Genomic DNA, 17950 nt, shown 5'->3' on the forward strand with positions numbered 1-17950 from the left:
TTATATTTTTAAAGCTCAGGCTCCTGAATTTCAGGGGCCTCTTTTTTTAAAAGCATTTTTGCGATTTCAAAGTCTTCTGGCCAGGTGATTTTTAGATTTGAACGCTCTCCTGTAACCAGGGTGATGTTAAAACCGGCTTTTTCAACTACTGAGGCATCATCAGTAAAGTTTTCGCTGTAAGGCTGTTCATACGCTTTCCTAAGGATATCTAATTTAAAAGTTTGTGGTGTTTGAATTAGCATCACCTGTTCTCTAGGTAAGGCTTCATTGCGATCAGCCTCTTTTATAACTCTTATAGAATCTATGGGTGGTATTCCCGCAACCGCAGTTCCATATTTTCTTGCTGTTTCAAATGAATTTAAAATCAATTCTGCCGAAACCAGCGGGCGTACGGCATCATGAACTGCTACAATCCCCTCATCATGAATTGCCGAGAGTCCGTTTTTAACAGAATGAAAACGCTGGCTCCCTCCTTCAATAATTTGGTGTGGAATATGAAACTGATAAGAAGTACAGAGGCTTTTCCAGTAGTCGTGTTGTTGTATATTCAGGACAACTAATATTTCAACATTTAAGACAGATTTATGAAATGCTTCAATGGTATGCATGAGGATGGGTTTACCATTCAGTAATAAAAACTGCTTGGCTATCGCGTTGTTCATTCGGCTACCCGAACCTCCTGCAACGAGTATGGCGTAATATTTCATAAATGCTAAGATAAAAAAAATAGGAGTAACCTTTAGGTTCTCCTATTTACTTGTTCGTTGTTTTACGGTTATATAATTAGCATGGCATCACCATAGCTGTAAAAACGGTATTTTTCTTTCAAAGCTACTTCGTAGGCATTTCTCACGTAATCATAACCTCCAAAAGCACTAATCATCATTAATAAGGTAGATTCTGGTGTGTGGAAATTGGTGATCATAGAATTTGCGATACTGAACTCGTATGGAGGAAAAATGAATTTGCTTGTCCAGTCATTTGCTGATTTTAGTCTCTTACCTGAAGAAACAGCTGATTCTATAGCACGCATTGAGGTAGTACCCACAGCACAGATTTTTCTTTTGTTATCCAGTGCTTTATTTACAATATCAGCATCTTTCTGCTCAATTATAAATTGCTCAGAATCCATTTTGTGCTTGGTTAAATCTTCCACCTCTACAGATCTGAAAGTACCCAGACCAACGTGAAGTGTAACTTCGGCAAAATCAATACCTTTAAGTTCAAGGCGTTTCATTAATTCCCGGCTAAAGTGTAAACCTGCAGTAGGTGCGGCAACAGCGCCTTCATGTTTAGCAAAAATAGTTTGGTAACGTTCTTTATCCTGAGCAGTTGCTTTACGCTTGATGTACTTAGGAAGTGGTGTTTCGCCAAGGATTTCAATGTTTTTCCTGAACTCCTCATCAGTACCATCAAAAAGAAAACGAATGGTACGGCCACGGGAGGTGGTATTATCAACTACCTCAGCAACTAAAAGATCATCATCCCCAAAATATAATTTATTTCCAACACGGATTTTACGTGCCGGATCTACAAGAACATCCCATAAGCGAAGTTCTTTGTTCAGTTCACGCAATAAAAATACTTCAATTGTAGCACCTGTTTTTTCTTTATTTCCGTATAAACGTGCAGGAAAAACTTTGGTGTTATTTAAGATCATTACATCCTGGTCATCAAAGTAACTTAGAACATCCTTAAATATTTTATGCTCAATTTTGCCACTATCTTTATGTAATACCATTAAACGGGCTTCATCTCTTTGTTCTGAAGGATTATTGGCTATTAATGATTCAGGTAAATTAAACTTAAATTGTGATAACTTCATATGTCTTGATGTAAGAATTAAGGGCGCAAATTTACAAAAAATAATTTTGTTTTTTCGCATATAATGGTATGGCTTAAAAAGCTTACATTTTGTAACCTTTCTGCCCGCTCATGCTCTAACTAATGTTATGATGATTTTTAGACTAATTGCAGAAAGTTTTAGGTTTGCCGCGGACGCCTTGTTTCAGAACAGGCTGCGTACTATGCTCTCATTACTGGGGATTACGATTGGTATTTTTACCATCATATCTGTATTTTCTGCTGTTGATACTTTAAGGGATAAGTTGCAATCCAGTGTGGATAAGCTGGGCTCCAACACCCTGTTTGTTCAAAAGTGGCCCTGGGGCTTCGGGGGCGATTATCCGTGGTGGAAATACATTAACCGCCCCTTGCCTAAACTTAAAGAATATGCTACGCTAAAAGAACGAATTCAAAATGCGGATGGAATATGTTTTGAGTCAATGGCATCAGGAAGAACGATTAAGTATAAAAATAGCGCTGTAGAAGGGGTAGGCTTAAAAGCTGCTTCGCAGGATTATGATAAAACCTGGAACCTGGATTTTGAAGATGGAAGGTATTTTACAGAAACAGAAGGGAAATTTGGCGCACCACTGGTTATTCTGGGTGCAGAGGTGGCTCAGGGGCTTTTTGGAGATCAATCTGCGATAGGGAAGCAAATTAAAGTAATGGGACGCAGGCTTACCGTAGTAGGGGTATTTAAAAAAGAGGGAGAAGATATGCTGGGCATGTCTCAAGATAACAATGTACTAATTCCTCTAAATTTTGCACGTGGGCTCTTTGAGGTAGAAAACGACCAGTACGATCCGCAGATTACGGTAAAAGGAAAGGAAAGTGTGAGTTTAGAAGAAGTGGAAAGTGAGTTGCTGGGTCTAATGCGTTCCATCAGAAAAATAAAACCTGGTGCGGAAAGTGATTTTGCACTTAATAAAACAACTATGCTCACTGATACGCTAAATGCAATGTTTGTGGCAATAAAGATTGCCGGATGGGTAATTGGAGGTTTTTCAATCCTTGTAGGTGGCTTTGGTATTGCCAACATCATGTTTGTTTCCGTTAAGGAGCGTACCAACATTATTGGTATTCAAAAGTCACTGGGGGCCAAAAACTATTTTATTTTGCTCCAGTTTATTTTTGAGGCCGTAGCATTGTGTTTAATGGGTGGAATTATAGGTTTGCTGCTGGTTTTTGGGGGGACCTACCTGTTCACTTATTTTACCGAAGTAGAAGTGGTACTATATGCTAAAAATATAGTGATGGGCATTGGCATATCATTGGCGATTGGACTAATTTCAGGATTCTGGCCAGCCTATGCAGCCTCTAAATTAGATCCCGTGGAAGCCATAAGGTCATAAAAAAAGGCAGCCCGGTAAGAGCTGCCTTAAAATATTGTGTATGGTTAACTAAGTTTGGCCAAAGCTCCAGCAATTCTTGATACTGCATCCCTAAGCTTATCTTCTGCAGCTGCGTAAGAAATACGTATGCAATCTTCATTTCCAAATGCCTCTCCCGTTACCGTAGATACATGAGCTTCATTTAAAATATAAAGACACAGGTCTTCTGCATTATTGATGGTATAACTTCCGCTTGATTTGCCAAAATAAGATTTAACTTCAGGGAAGAAATAAAAAGCACCATCTGGAAGGTTAACTTTTACGCCTGGAATTGCACTAAGCAATGCATATACAACGTCACGACGTTTTTTAAATTCCGCAACCATTTCCTTCACAGAATCTAACGTTCCCTGATAGGCAGCTAATGCAGCACGTTGGGCGATGGACGATGTACCTGAAGTAATTTGACCTTGTAATTTATCACAAGCATCAGCAAGTTTTTTGTTGGAAGCCATATAGCCAACTCTCCAGCCAGTCATGGCGTAAGATTTTGAGAATCCGTTAATCAAAATTACACGGTCTTTAATGGCATCAAAAGAAGCAATTGAGGTATGTTCACCAACAAAGTTGATGTGTTCATAAATTTCGTCAGAGATGATGTAAATTTCCGGATATTTCTCAAAAACCGCTGCAAGGGCCGCAAGTTCTGTTTTTGAATACACAGAGCCTGTTGGGTTACATGGTGAAGAAAACATGAACAGTTTGGTTTTTGGCGTGATAGCCGCTTCCAGTTGAGCTGCAGTTATTTTAAAATCATTTTCAACAGTGGCATTGATAAAGACAGTTTCGCCTTCAGCAAGTTTGATCATTTCTGAATAAGATACCCAGTATGGCGTTGGAACAATAACCTCGTCTCCGGGATTAATCAAACACAATACCGCGTTTGCAAGTGATTGTTTAGCACCCGTAGAAACTACAATCTGATCAAAATTGTAAGTTAATCCATTTTCCTTCAGTAACTTTTCTGTAATCACCTTACGCAGGTCAGGATAACCTGACACAGGAGTGTAGTAAGAATAATTTTCGTCAATAGACTTTTTAGCAGCCTCCTTTACGTATTCAGGTGTGAAAAAATCTGGTTCGCCAAAGCTTAAATTGATTACATCAATGCCTTTAGCCGACAATTCTCTACCTAATTTAGCCATTTTAATGGTCTGTGATTCTGATAGATTATTGATTCTGTTGGATAAAAATGTCATAGTTGGTTATTCGAAAAGCAAATATAATTTTGTTAGATGGCAAATATATGTATATAGGCCAATTATGAACTAAAAAAAATACTTTTAATAGAGTTTGATGGTTAAACTGTACTTTTGAATGCTTAAAAAGAAGCGTGCTATTAAGCTATTATTAGCGCCAACAGATAGATAAAATAAGTATTTTAAGATGAGTTATTTTAATGTAAGGGTATACGGATTGCTGATCAATGCTAAAAATCAGGTTTTGATTAGTGATGAAAAGTCAGGGGGAAGGTCATTTAGTAAATTTCCTGGTGGTGGTTTGGAGCTGGGCGAGGGACTTACAGACGCATTAAAACGCGAGTTTATGGAAGAATGCAATACAGAGATTGAGGTGCTGGGCCATTTGTATACTACAGACTTTTACGAGCAGTCTTCCTTTAACGATAGTCAGATTCTTAGTATTTATTATTTTGTTAAAGAACGGCACCCTTTAGCGGTGAATTTTAAAACCATCCCATTTGATTTTGACGGCGAAGCACTGCAGTCTTTTAGATGGGTAGATCTTAGTAAATTATCTGTAGATGACGTAACTTTTAAAACAGATAAGACAGTAGTGGAACTACTGTTGAAGCAAATGAACTTTTAGCGGGATAAATTACACTTCAATTACGGTTGATGGCGTAATGGCAAAGATACGGTCATCTTCTTTGGGTTTTATAACACTCAAACCTGTAAAATTGCTGAATGCAGGCAAGATGGCACAGGTAGGGTTAAAGTAAAAACATGGAAATTTCAATTTCTGCCTCGCTTTTCCATGAAGTGTTACGCCTGGATGGATATGCCCTGAGATGTTATAATACTCATCAACGGTATCTGGTTTGTCATGGATAAACCGAAAGGGCCTATAAAGTAATTCTTTGTCGAAAACTTGAATGTCTAGCTGTGCGTAATCTTTAGGTCTTAAATCGTCGTGGTTGCCTTTCACTAACCAAATTTTCAAGTCGGGAAGGGCCGTTCGCCAATTGTAGAAAGCAGCTACGTCACCATTGGCGGTGTTGTGAAACATATCTCCGGTAACTAGTAAGGTCTCTACATCGTATTTTGCTATTAAACTGCTTAATTTTACAAGATCTGATGCAGCTACAGTAGAGGGGACGGGGATTCCGGCCTTGCGAAAATGGGCAGATTTCCCAATATGCAGGTCACTTACCATCAGCATTTTTTTTGCAAACCAATAAATGGCCCTGTATTTATCCAATATTAGTGTTTCACCATTACAATTGATGGTCATTCTTTTTCCTTGATTTTTTTTCTGCCTCAGCAGTCATTCTTTCTATTCTTTGTCCCAGCTCTTCACTGCTCATGCTATCCCTCAAGCTATCTACTTTAATTGGGAAACATAATGGAGTATAACGATCAGTTTCTACAATTATGATTTTGCTGCTTTGGATCCGTGTTAGTGCAGATGCCAACCGAGGTTCTTCAATTTGCTGAAAAAAGGCTTCGTCATATGCCTGCCGCAATAATAAATTATGTTGATCGTAATCACTAAAAACATTAAAAAATAATGCTGAAGAGGATTGTAGATGTTTATTCGCAATATATTTTCCGGGGAAACCCTGAAATACCAAACCAGAAATACAAGCAATGTCCCTGAATTTTCGGCGTGCCATTTCTGTTGAATTTACGCTGGCTATAATATCCTGACTAAGATTTTTAGGGCTAAAAAGCAGCTTTATCTTTTTTGTGATGTCAGAAATGTCTTTTTGTAAAATGGGTTGCTCACTTAGTAATTCAAAGCCGTAATCGTTCATTGCGATTGAAAAACTAATGGGTTTGGATATGCTAAGCCTGTAGGCAATTAGCGCGGCCATAATTTCATGAACCTGCCTGCCTTCAAATGGATAAGCGAATAAGTGGTAGCCATCTCTTGTTTTAATGAGTTCAATCAAAAATTCATCGTCTTTTGGAACATGGGATTCTCTGGCTTGTCTTTCAAAAAGAGGAAGTATAAGATCTAATTCTTCATCATCATGTTCTTTATCCAGCGTTTGATTGTATTTGAGCCTTAATATAGCACCAAGATTTGCCGTAAGCGACATTCTGCCGCCCATCCAACTGGGGGTGATGGCAGATTTTAATTTGCTCTTGCGCACAATCACCGTCATGTCTTTGACCATGATAAATTCGAGTACCCGACCCGCCAGCGTAAAGCTGTTACCCGGCTTAATTTTAGCAATGAAAGATTCTTCTACCATGCCAATATAACCGCCGGAAATGAATTTAACTTTTACCATGGCGTCACTTACAATTGCACCAATATGTAAACGGTGGCGCATGGCAATTTGCCGGCTTTCTACTTTCCATAGACCATCTGTTTTAACTACTTTACTAAATTCATTATAAGCTGTTAAACTATCACCACCTGTAGTAATAAATTGCCTGATCCAGCTCCATTCTGAAGGCAACAATTCCTGAAAAGCATGTGTTTCTTTAATCTCTTTATAAATGACCTCCTCGTCAAATCCATCGCCAACCGCCAGGGTAACCAGGTATTGAATCAGGACATCAAATGACATGACAATTGGCTCCCGGCTTTCAATATTGTTGGTCCGGGCTGCCTCTTTTATGGCGGCAGCTTCAACTAGTTCCAGTGCATGTGTCGGCAGGAAGTAAATTTTGGAGGTTTCAAAAGGGGAGTGTCCACTGCGACCAGCACGTTGTAAGAAGCGCGCTACGCCCTTTGGAGATCCAATCTGTACTACGGTGTCAACTGGTTTAAAATCTACACCTAAATCAAGTGATGAGGTACTGATTACAGCTTTTAATATGCCGGTATGTATGGCATCTTCAATCCAGTTACGCAATTCGTAATCAATTGAGCCATGATGAATGGCTATTTGACCAGCAAGATTTTCATCTATTTTTAATAAGTTCTGATACCATAGTTCTGCTTGTCCTCTGGTGTTACAAAAGATTAAGGTAGTTTTACTTTTGTAGATGATAGGCAGTAGTTTATGTGCTAGCTTATGGCCAAGATGCCCCGCCCAGGGTAGCATATCAATATGATCTGGAAGGATAGATTTGATGTCTATTTTTTTCTCAATATCAGCAACCACAATGGTTTTTAAAACATCTTGGTAAGGAACCAGTACCTCTAAAGCTTGTTCCATATTTCCAATGGTTGCCGAAATTCCCCAAATCCTTAGTAGCCGTTCAGGATGTTTGTGCAGCAGCAATCCTCTAATTCTTGAAATGGCCAATTCGGTCATCACCCCACGCTTACTACCCAGCAACTCGTGCCATTCATCTACAACAATACACCTCAGTTCATCAAAATAATTTGTAGTATTTTTTTGTGCCAGTAAAAGGTGTATGCTTTCAGGTGTAATGATGAGCACCTCTGGTAGCTGTTTCTTTTGTTTTAACTTATCAGCCGATGAGGTGTCTCCGTTACGCACGCCGACCTGCCAGTCTAATTCTAATGCTGTACAAACTTCTCTCATGGCGCGCGATAAGTCTTTTGCCAGTGAACGTAATGGGGTAATCCACATCAACTTTACTCCAGTGGCCTTTCTTGGTGTTTTTTGCTGAATTTGTTTTTTATCGGTTATCGTAATTTCATCTGCTCTGTGGTTTAACTCTTCTATAATGACCGCTAAAAACATAGAAAATGTTTTACCGAAACCAGTGGGCGCATTTACAAGGCCGCTGTAACCCTCAGCATAATATCGCCATGCATCCGTTTGAAAATCAAAGGGCTTTTTTTTATCGTTTTTTAGCCATTTAATGATTTTTTTATATCCAGCACTTTTTTCTATAACCATTATTCAGCTGATAAGGTTGACTGTAACAATTGTTTTAAATCATCAAGGGTATTGATTTCTGTAGCTAGTTTATCCTTTCTCCAGCGTGCTATGCGGGGGAAACGCAAGGCAAGACCTGCTTTGTGTCTTTTGCTTTCTGCAATGCCTTCAAATGCAATTTCAAAAACAAGTTCTGGTTTTACCGTACGAACGGGACCGAATTTCTCTATTGCATTCTTCTTTACAAAGCTATCTACTTCTTTAATTTCTTTATCTGTTAAGCCAGAATATGCCTTGGCAATGGTAATGAGGTTTTCTCCGTCTCTTATGGCAAAGGTGTAATCTGTAAAGAAGTTAGCCCTTCTGCCACTTCCTTTTTGTGCATAAATCATCACCGTATCTACCGTATAGGGATTTATTTTCCATTTCCACCAATCGCCACGCTTACGGCCACTGTGGTAGAGCGAATCCAGTTTTTTAAGCATGATCCCTTCACTGTTGTTATCACGTGATCCTTTGCGGATTTCAGCTAATTCTTCCCATGATGAAAAATCTATTACAGGCGATAACAAGACGATATTTTTAGTAGGTATGTCTTCAATTACTTTATCAAGCTGCCGGCGCCTTTGGGCCAGTGCGTGACTGCGAAAATCTTCTCCTTCATATTCCAGCAGATCATAAACAAAGAATCCAATGGGCGCATCATTCAATTGGTTTTTGCTGATGGTTTTTCTATTTAACCTTTGCTGTAAAGTACTAAAAGCCTGTATTTTTCCATCTTTAACTGAAAGTATTTCTCCATCTAAAACGGTGCCGTCTTTAAGCTCATCCTGTAGAAAATGAAGTTCTGGAAATTGTGCTGTTACCAGTTCTTCGCCGCGTGACCAAATAAAGAGTTCGCCATTTCTTTTAACAATTTGCCCACGTATACCATCCCATTTCCATTCTGCCTGCCACTCCTGAGTTGTGCCTAAAGTTGGAGGATCTGCTTCCAGTGCATATGCCAGGCAAAAGGGGTAAGGCCAGGAGTTATCCGTATTTACATGACTTCCAGCTATGAGTTCATCGTAAGTTATCTCTTCCGGTGTCCAGCGCCCCATTATGCTGTGCATGATTTTATTGCTTTCTGAACCACTTTGTTTGGCAATAGCATTTACCAGCATTTTGTTGGATACCCCAATTCTGAAATTTCCCGAAATCAGCTTATTAAAAATGAATCTTTCCTGGGTTTCGAGGCTATTCCAGGCATCCAATATAAAACTTTTTTTAGTATCGTCATCTGCACCATGTAATGCTGCCAAATCCCTAATCCATTCGTGAAGTTTACGGTCTTTTAGCTGTAATGGAGCAGGCAGTACCAATGCGATGGTTTCACTTAAATCACCTACGCTATGATAACTTTCTGCAAAAAGCCAGGCCGGGATATTACTCAGTGCTATTGCCCATTCTTTCAATAACGCTGTAGTTACGGGCCTTTTTGGCTTTTTGCCAGTAAACATGGCAATTACATAAGGTTTGTCTTTTTCATCAGCCTCACTAAAATACGAAACCAGCGCTGCAATTTTATCATTGGTTTTGTTGCTCATTTCTAACTGCGAAATCAATTCGGTAAAGCGTTTCAAAGCTGTTCCTCCCTTTCTTTCATAAGCTCTGTTGTTTCCTTTTCAGCTTCTTCTTCCTGGCCATACTGAGTTTTAACTTCTTCGGATTCAATACCTATTTCATTTAGGTATTTAGAAAAAGTTGAAGTAAAACCATGCGTAACAAATACTTTTTCTGCTTCGGTAGCCTTAATTGCGGAAAGTAAATCCGGCCAGTCGGCATGATCACTAAGTGCAAAACCAGCATCAGCCGCCCGCCAGCGCCTACCTGCACGCACTTGCATCCAGCCAGAACACACACCTGTTGCTGCGCTTTGTAAATTTTTAATCCAGCGACCTTCTGCAAGTGCCGGAGGTACAATGACTATGCCTTGTTGTAGTGTTTCTTTTCTAAGGTCCGGAGTTATTCTGGTGGTGGGTGGCAAATCTACCCCAGCTTGTATAAATGCCTCATTAAGATTTGCTATAGATTGGTGTACGTAAATGTCTGAGTATCCGTGTAAATTCTTAATCAATCGTTGCGCTTTACCTAAACTGTAGGCCACAAGTACACTTGTTTTACCTTTGTCCTGATTATCTGAGATCCAACTTCTCATCTGGTTAAAAATAATTTCTTGTGGCTGCCATTTATAAATGGGTAATCCGAAGGTGCTTTCAGAAACAAAGGTGTGGCACTTTACAGGCTCGAACGCCGTGCTTATGCCATCATATTCCACTTTATAATCACCAGAAATTACACAAATCTCTCCCTTATATTCTAGTCTGATCTGGGAGGATCCAATGACATGGCCAGCCGGGAATAAACTTATTTTTACCCCATTGATACTAATCTCTTTATGATAAGGCAGTGTTTCTATCTTTAAATCTGTGCCCAGTCGCTGGTTTAAAACAGGCTTTGTTAGTTCATGGCATAAATAGGCCTTGTTTCCCCACTTTACGTGATCTGCGTGACCATGTGTAGTCACAGCGAGATCTACGGGCTGCCAGGGATCAATATAAAAATTGCCCTGTTTACAGTAAATGCCTTTGCTGCTGAAATTGATTAATGCCATGCCAAAACAACAAACTTAGCTGACAAGTGTTTTTCTAAAAAAGGTGTTCTATTGAGAAAAGAAACTTATTTTTGAATCGAATTTACGGTATGGTAAAATAGTTTGATGAAGAATTACCTGAAAATTGTACACATTGATGAGTATTCCAGTACGCCGAAATACCGGCAATTGGTTAATGCCATTATGCAGGGAATTGAATCTGGCCAGATTGTAAAGGATGATCAGCTACCTTCCATCAATGATTTTTGTGTAGCGCTGGACCTTTCCAGAAATTCTGTTGAAAAGACTTATAATACCTTAAAAAAGGCTGGTATTGTTACCTCTGTTGCTGGTAAAGGATTTTTTATTGCACAAGACCAATTTGAACAGCCTGTAAAAACCTTATTGCTTTTTAACAAGCTAAGCGGACATAAGAAAATTGTTTATGATGCTTTTGTTGATGCTTTGGGCAATAGCGCCGCTGTAGATTTTTATGTCTACAATAACGACTTTAATATCTTCAAAAAGCTGATCTCTGAAAAGGTAAACAGTTATGCTAAATTTGTTATTGTACCTCATTTTCTTGAAAACAGCGACAGGGCATACGAGATGATCAATACCATACCAAGAGAAAAATTGATCTTGCTGGATAAGCTGGTAAAGGGCGTTACAGGTAATTTCTCTTCGATTTATCAGGATTTTGAAAATGACATTTACAGCGCCCTGGAGCAGCTTCTGGAACAGTTGTGCAAATACCACACCCTTAAAATAATTTTTCCTCAAGACAGTTATCACTCCAAAGAAATATTAAAGGGCTTTAAGCGTTTTTGCAGGCAGTACGCTTTTGATTACGATATGATTACCTACGTAAAAGATGAGGTGATAAACCAGGGAACAGGCTATATCACTTTAACGGAAGACGATCTTGTTGAACTTATTGAAATGATGATCAATTCTGGATTAACGGCAGGAGTAGACGTTGGTTTAATTTCTTACAATGAAACCCCCATAAAACGTGTTATTTTAAATGGTATTACCACCATTTCAACAAATTTTGAAATGATGGGCAAAATGGCGGCAGAAGAGGTGCTTAATCCTTCCTGCCAGCACATTGCCGTACCCTTTAAAGTGACTCTTAGAAAATCATTATAATCTTAATCGCAATCAGGAGTGGTAAAGATCCAGGTTTCTGATCCCTGGGCCGGCATGTTGTAACCAGTTCCTTTGCCCATTTCAAACCATAGTTTACCGCGTAACTTCTCTCTGCTGCCAATTTCATTCATAGACAGACTATCAAACAAACGTCCGTTAATCATTACATATTTAATTTTTTCAGAATTGCGGATGTCATCCAGAGGGTTGTCTTCCATAATCACCAGATCTGCAAGCTTACCTGTTTCTAATGAACCAATTTCTTTACTCATCCCAAGATATTCTGCCCCATTTACCGTAGCACATTTAATTGCGCTTAAAGGGCTCATGCCGCCCTGTACCAACATCCAAAGCTCCCAATGCGCGCCCAAGCCTTGTAATTGTCCGTGTGCGCCTAAATTTACCTTGGTGCCGCCATCAGCAATTTGTTTCGCTGCTTTTGAAATATCTATGTGGTTATAGTCGCCATATTCAGAAGTAGTTCTTCTTCTGGAACGCTGATCAACTATAGATCTTGGTGTAAAGGCAAGCAAACGTTCATTTTCCCATACATTTGTACGGTCGTACCAGTAATTTTCTCCCCATTGCCCTCCATAAGCAACAATTAATGTAGGGGTGTAAGCAACGCTGGTATTGTTCCAAAAGGAGATCACATCTTTATAAACAGGTGCAACAGGTATGCTGTGTTCAATTCCCGTATGGCCATCTGCAATCATGTTCATATTGGTGAAAAATGTTGAACCACCTTCAGGTACCACTTCCATTTTCAGTTGTCTGGCAGCTTCCAGAATTTGCTGACGTTGTGACCTGCGTGGTTGATTGTATGACTTTACTGAAAAAGCGCCGGCGGCCTTTAATCTTCTTAAATGTGAAAGTGCATCATCAAGACTGTTAATGACTACTTTGAAATCGCCATCTGCCCCATATAAAATAGAACCTGTAGAATATAAGCGCGGACCTGTGATACGCCCGGCTTTAATCATTTCTGACTGGCTAAAAACCATTTCTGTATTACTGGATGGATCATGAGCAGTAGTAACGCCAAAAGCAAGGTTTGCCAGGTATGCCCAGTCTTGCTGAGGACTGATCCCATCAGGGCTGGTATGCAGGTGTGCATGTACATCAATCATTCCCGGCATAATTGTTTTTCCGGTTACATCTATAACTTTTGCGCTAGCAGGAATAATTACCTCTGCTGCTTTTCCAACAGCTGTAATTTTATTGTTTTCTACCACAATGGTTCCTTCTTCAATAACCTGCTCACCTTTCATCGTAATTATTCTTGCACCCTTAAGTGCAATTATTCCATCAGGACGATCTGATTTTAATTTTAAGCCAATGCTGATCCCAGTAGAATCTGCCTGAGGCAATACTGATGGCGAGCCCTCCAGAAAAGTGAAGGAATTTTTGAGTTCCCTGCTAAAATATTGTCCTCCAAGTGTCCAGCATAATTTTTTGCTATCTGCAGTCCAGTGCAGGTAAGTGCCCGCATCTTTGGTAACCCGCGTTAAGGGAATTGAACCATTAGAAGCAGATAATTCCAGGGCCGAGCCAATGGTAACCATCGGCGTCACATAGCTATTGAAAAGCTCTGTAAAAGCCATCCATTTACCATCCGGACTTGGTGTAAATTGTGTAGCATAGGTCGAAGTATAATGCGTACGCTCCTGGTTTCCATTGATGCTAATACTTTTGAAAGCTTTTTTTCCATTTTCGTTAGACTGAAAATATATCCTGCTGTCATCCGTATTAAATTGTGGTTTAATCCCGCTTTCTGAAATCAGATCTGGGTTTCCGCCGTTAGATGGCATGATATAGATACCTGTGTTTTTTCCATAAGAAAAACCTAATACCTCATTTCCACTGCCTTTTCTGTACACAATTTTATCTCCTTTATTAGAAAAAGAAGGTGAATAATAAAATCCTTTTTCATCAGTCAGCGTGGTTGTTCTGCCAGATTTTAAATCTGCTTTTTTAATAGAGCCTTTAAATTCGTCGCTCCAGGTGGTATATATTATTGATTTTCCGTCGGGACTAAAACTAGGCTCAAATTCAAAATCACTACCGTTTGTTAATCTTTCTGGTACACCAGCTGGTAATTCTTTCTTATACAGGAAGCCAGCAGCATTAAATACTACTGTTTTGCCATCCGGTGAAGTACTAAGCTGGCGGATCATCTTAATGTTGATATCATCTTTAAACACTTCCTGAGGAAAATGGAGCGCCTGCTGAACAGTTTGATTCGTAGTAACCTGGAACGGAATATCTGTTATGGATAAGCTGGATAAGTTGATGTTTTTTATTTTGCCTCTGGCATAAAATATAATGTTTTTGCCATCTGGTGTCCAGGCAAAGTTTGGATATACTCCAAAAATTGCCCAGGTTTCCTGCTGGTCCCGGGAAAGGTCTTCGTAAAGTGGCCATTCTTCGCCGGTTTTAATGTTTTGTACATACAAGGCCGTTTTTAAACGCACGCGCTTAACATAAGCCATTTGGCTGCCGTCTGGAGAGATTTGTGGCCTTGCCGCTCCGCCTTGTTCTTCAATAAGGTTTTTGATTTTTCCAGTATTTAAATCCAATTGCCTGATGGCATAGATAATTCCATTGGGGTCTTTACTGTATTGGAAAGTTGGCCCTGGAGATACATCCTCACTAAAGTATAAATACTTACCATCAGCAGAAATGTTTGGTTCTCCTGCATCTTGCTGGTCATTTTTGCGCTTGGTAAGCTGCACACCGTCACCGCCATAAATGTTATACATCCACATTTCTCCTGCACCAAGAGAACGTGTCCCTGTGAAATGCTTACGGGCAACCAAATAATCGCTACCGGGCATCCAGGCCGCATTGTTTAGTAACCGAAAAGTTTCCTTTGTGATTTGTTTTTTGTTTGAACCATCCCGATTCATTATCCATACGTTGTCTCCCCCAGATTTGTCACTGGTATAAGAAATGAATTTTCCGTTAGGACTAAATCTTGGTTGTATATCCCAGGCTACACCCGCACTCAGTAATTTTGCAGTGCCACCTGTAATTGGAATTGAATAGATGTCTCCGAGTAAATCAAATACGATTTCGGTTCCGTCCGGACTAACATCAAGGTTCATCCAGGTGCCTTCATCTGTATTGATACTAAAAGTTTTTGTGGTTCCTCTATATTTCTCAACGTCCCATTTGGAACTTTCCTGCGCAGTTACTGTTTGTAGTGTAGAAAGCAGGAGTGTAATAAGTATGTAGTTTCTCATCTGGCATGTCATATTGATGCGCAATTTAATAATATCAGTTCATTTTTATAGTTTTGATGAATACCTTTTATGAATAAAGCCGAGATTTTAAAGCATTTCTGGGGATTTGATGTCTTCAGGCCATTACAGGAAGATATCATTGATTCTGTTATTGCAGGGCATGATACATTGGCTTTGTTACCTACCGGAGGTGGTAAATCATTGTGTTTTCAGGTTCCTGCATTATTGAGGGAAGGTATTTGTATTGTCATTTCGCCATTAATTGCCCTGATGAAAGATCAGGTAGAGAATTTACAGGCCAGAGGTATAGAAGCGATAGCTATTTATGCGGGTATGGGAAAGCGAGAAATAGACATCCTGCTTGACAATTGCATATACGGCAATATTAAATTTCTATACCTTTCGCCCGAACGTTTATTAAGTGATTTGGTAAAAGTGAGGATCTCCTACATGAAAGTAAACTTAATCGCTGTTGATGAAGCACATTGTATTTCTCAGTGGGGTTATGATTTTAGGCCGCCTTACCTTCAACTGGCGGCCCTCCGTGAAATACTTCCTGGCGTGCCTGTTATTGCACTTACAGCCACTGCAACGGCATTTGTGAGGAATGACATCATAGAAAAACTCGAATTTAAGAACCACAAGATTTTTGTGAAAAGTTTTGCCCGGAAAAACTTAAGCTACGTAGTATTTGATCTGGAGGATAAATATAAAAAGCTCATTAATGTGATCAAAAACGTTGGAGGGAGTGGCCTGGTATATGTTCGTAACAGGAGAGAAACTGCTGAGGTGGCTTTTTTTTTAAAGCGTAATGGAATTGCAGCTGATTTTTATCATGCTGGCCTGGAACCCAAGGAAAGGTCAAGGAAACAGGAGACATGGAAAACAAATAAAATTAGCGTGATGGTGGCTACAAACGCTTTTGGAATGGGCATTGATAAGCCTGATGTACGTTATGTAGTGCATTTGGATTTACCAGAAAGCCTGGAAGCTTACTATCAGGAAGCCGGCAGAGCGGGCAGGGATGAAAAACGCGCATATGGCGTATTGCTTGCTAACAAATCTGATCAGCTTGCTTTAAAAGCTAAATATACAGAAAGCTTTCCTTCTGTTGATGATATCAAGAAAGTTTACCATTACCTCGGAAATTATTATCAGCTTGCATATGGGGCGGGACAGGGTGTTACCTTTCCATTTGATCTGGCAGATTTTTGTAAACGCTTTGATGTTGGGGTAATTAAAACAATGGCAGCCTTAAAATTTCTGGAACACGATGGTTATGTCACTTTATCTGAAAATATATTTTTACAATCAAGAGTGCTTTTTACTGCTAATCACGAAGATCTGTATCGCTTTCAAATTGAAAATGCAGGCTACGATCCTCTTATAAAAACCATCTTGCGCTCCTACGGTGGCTCTTTTGATCAATATGTGAAAATAAATGAATATGACATTGCCAAGCGCCTTGCAGTATCATATAATATGGTAATTACGTTGCTGAATAAATTACAGGAAAGAGAATTACTATCTTATTTACCTCAAACAGATGAACCGCAATTGCAGTGGATATTACCCAGAACAGATTTAGTACACCTGGATATAGATACCAAATATATTGCCTTACGTAAAAAGATCCAGGCAGATCAAATTAACGCAGTACTAAGTTATACCGAGCAGCAAGTATGCCGTAGTGTACAGTTGCTTGCTTACTTTGATGAGCTCCATGCCCCTAAATGTGGTGTGTGTGACATTTGTTTGGCAGAAAAGAAACGGGAGGACCTGGCAGACTTAATTTCAAAAATAGATTTTGAAATAGCTTCGCTCCTACAAACAGGTCCCATTAGCCTAGATGTATTGTTAAGTTCGCTAAAAAGTGGTTCAGAAACCGAACGCCTGGAAAGAATACGTGTTTTAATGGATGCCGGTAAAATTAAAACAGATAGTAAGAATTATTACCTTTAGCAAATTGTTAAAATATATCCCTATGAAAAAGTTATCCATCCTGATGTTGTTTGTTCCGGTCGTGTTTGCCGCCTGTAAATCTAAATGCCTGGAAGATTCTGGTATACACATTAATAAAGATGTTAGCCTAAAAGTTTTTGACGAAATTAAAGTTAGTGGTCCTTTAAAATTGGTTATAAAACAAGATAGTAGTTATACTTTGCAGCTCTCAGCAGATTCTAACATTATAGACCAAATTAAAACTGAGGTTAGTGGAGGCGAACTAAAAATATCCCTGGATCCAGGAAAATATTGTGGTCAGGATTCTATTGTTGTGCATGCAGGAATAGGGGAGTTAAAGGAACTTGAAGTCGAAAATAGAAGCCAGGTTTTTAGCTCCGGAATTGTACACGTTGGAGAATTGAAAGTTAAACTTTCAGATACAACAGCGCTTACCCTTAATTTGGATGCCGCACAGCTAAAAACTGAAGTAAATGGTAAATCAAAAATTAGCCTTTCCGGGCAGACTGGTAAACATGAATTTAAATCTAAAGGCGCAATTGAACTTAATGCATTTAATTTCGTTTCTGGATTATATGATTTAAATATAGAGGGTGTGGGAAAATCCAATATTAATGTTTTAAATGAGTTAAAAGTGAAAACAAATGGGGCAAGTGAAATATATTATAAAGGAAGCCCAAAAAAGATTGAAGAAAAAAAGAACGGTATAGGCAAACTAGAAAAGGCTAATTAAGTT

General features: G+C 39.2%; 13 protein-coding genes. 5 read left to right on the forward strand and 8 right to left on the reverse strand.

Annotation, left to right across the window (positions count from 1 at the left end):
• Positions 1 to 8: 8 nt before the first annotated feature.
• Both LPB86_RS12315 and queA read right to left on the reverse strand, forming a co-directional pair.
• Positions 9 to 707 (reverse strand): 2-C-methyl-D-erythritol 4-phosphate cytidylyltransferase, encoded by a 699-nt coding sequence (locus tag LPB86_RS12315; protein ID WP_230644209.1) that lies wholly within the window; start codon positions 705 to 707, stop codon positions 9 to 11.
• Positions 708 to 775: 68 nt separating this feature from the next.
• Positions 776 to 1825, reverse strand: coding sequence for a tRNA preQ1(34) S-adenosylmethionine ribosyltransferase-isomerase QueA (gene queA, locus LPB86_RS12320; protein WP_230644211.1), 1050 nt, complete (start codon positions 1823 to 1825; stop codon positions 776 to 778).
• A 127-nt stretch (positions 1826 to 1952) separates the two neighbouring features.
• Here queA and LPB86_RS12325 point away from each other — a divergent pair, with 127 nt between their 5' ends.
• Positions 1953 to 3197, forward strand: coding sequence for an ABC transporter permease (locus LPB86_RS12325; RefSeq protein ID WP_230644213.1), 1245 nt, complete (start codon positions 1953 to 1955; stop codon positions 3195 to 3197).
• Between the two features lie 44 nt (positions 3198 to 3241).
• Here the strand turns inward: LPB86_RS12325 and LPB86_RS12330 are convergent, their stop codons facing one another.
• Positions 3242 to 4435, reverse strand: a complete 1194-nt coding sequence (locus LPB86_RS12330) for a pyridoxal phosphate-dependent aminotransferase (protein ID WP_230644215.1) — start codon at positions 4433 to 4435, stop codon at positions 3242 to 3244.
• A 187-nt stretch (positions 4436 to 4622) separates the two neighbouring features.
• On the opposite strand from LPB86_RS12330, the gene LPB86_RS12335 reads away from it, so the two are divergent.
• The gene (locus tag LPB86_RS12335) at positions 4623 to 5063 is read left to right on the forward strand and encodes an NUDIX domain-containing protein (protein WP_230644217.1); all 441 of its coding nucleotides are present in this window, start codon (positions 4623 to 4625) and stop codon (positions 5061 to 5063) included.
• A 9-nt stretch (positions 5064 to 5072) separates the two neighbouring features.
• Here LPB86_RS12335 and pdeM read toward each other — a convergent pair whose 3' ends face one another.
• The 4 genes from pdeM to LPB86_RS12355 are packed head-to-tail and all read right to left on the reverse strand — an operon-like array spanning position 5073 to position 10876.
• Positions 5073 to 5708, reverse strand: coding sequence for a ligase-associated DNA damage response endonuclease PdeM (gene pdeM / locus LPB86_RS12340; RefSeq protein WP_230644219.1), 636 nt, complete (start codon positions 5706 to 5708; stop codon positions 5073 to 5075).
• The gene (locus LPB86_RS12345; RefSeq protein WP_230644221.1) at positions 5692 to 8244 is read right to left on the reverse strand and encodes a ligase-associated DNA damage response DEXH box helicase; all 2553 of its coding nucleotides are present in this window, start codon (positions 8242 to 8244) and stop codon (positions 5692 to 5694) included. The genes pdeM and LPB86_RS12345 overlap by 17 nt, the downstream gene beginning before the upstream one ends.
• Positions 8244 to 9845 (reverse strand): ATP-dependent DNA ligase, encoded by a 1602-nt coding sequence (locus LPB86_RS12350; protein ID WP_230644223.1) that lies wholly within the window; start codon positions 9843 to 9845, stop codon positions 8244 to 8246. Before LPB86_RS12350 ends, LPB86_RS12345 begins: the two co-directional genes overlap by 1 nt.
• Positions 9842 to 10876: a ligase-associated DNA damage response exonuclease gene (locus LPB86_RS12355; RefSeq protein ID WP_230644225.1), complete on the reverse strand. Its 1035-nt coding sequence runs from the start codon at positions 10874 to 10876 to the stop codon at positions 9842 to 9844. The genes LPB86_RS12350 and LPB86_RS12355 overlap by 4 nt, the downstream gene beginning before the upstream one ends.
• A 105-nt stretch (positions 10877 to 10981) precedes the next feature.
• Here LPB86_RS12355 and LPB86_RS12360 point away from each other — a divergent pair, with 105 nt between their 5' ends.
• On the forward strand, positions 10982 to 12007 hold the full coding sequence (locus LPB86_RS12360; protein WP_230644227.1) for a GntR family transcriptional regulator: 1026 nt from the start codon (positions 10982 to 10984) through the stop codon (positions 12005 to 12007).
• 2 nt (positions 12008 to 12009) lie between these two features.
• Here LPB86_RS12360 and LPB86_RS12365 read toward each other — a convergent pair whose 3' ends face one another.
• Positions 12010 to 15252: an amidohydrolase family protein gene (locus tag LPB86_RS12365; RefSeq protein ID WP_230644229.1), complete on the reverse strand. Its 3243-nt coding sequence runs from the start codon at positions 15250 to 15252 to the stop codon at positions 12010 to 12012.
• 69 nt (positions 15253 to 15321) lie between these two features.
• On the opposite strand from LPB86_RS12365, the gene LPB86_RS12370 reads away from it, so the two are divergent.
• Both LPB86_RS12370 and LPB86_RS12375 read left to right on the forward strand, forming a co-directional pair.
• Positions 15322 to 17214: an ATP-dependent DNA helicase RecQ gene (locus LPB86_RS12370; protein WP_230644231.1), complete on the forward strand. Its 1893-nt coding sequence runs from the start codon at positions 15322 to 15324 to the stop codon at positions 17212 to 17214.
• Between the two features lie 22 nt (positions 17215 to 17236).
• Complete coding sequence (locus LPB86_RS12375; RefSeq protein ID WP_230644233.1) at positions 17237 to 17947, forward strand: head GIN domain-containing protein; 711 nt, start codon at positions 17237 to 17239, stop codon at positions 17945 to 17947.
• The last annotated feature ends 3 nt before the right edge of the window (positions 17948 to 17950 follow it).

This window comes from Pedobacter sp. MC2016-14 (assembly GCF_020991475.1).
GTDB lineage: Bacteria > Bacteroidota > Bacteroidia > Sphingobacteriales > Sphingobacteriaceae > Pedobacter.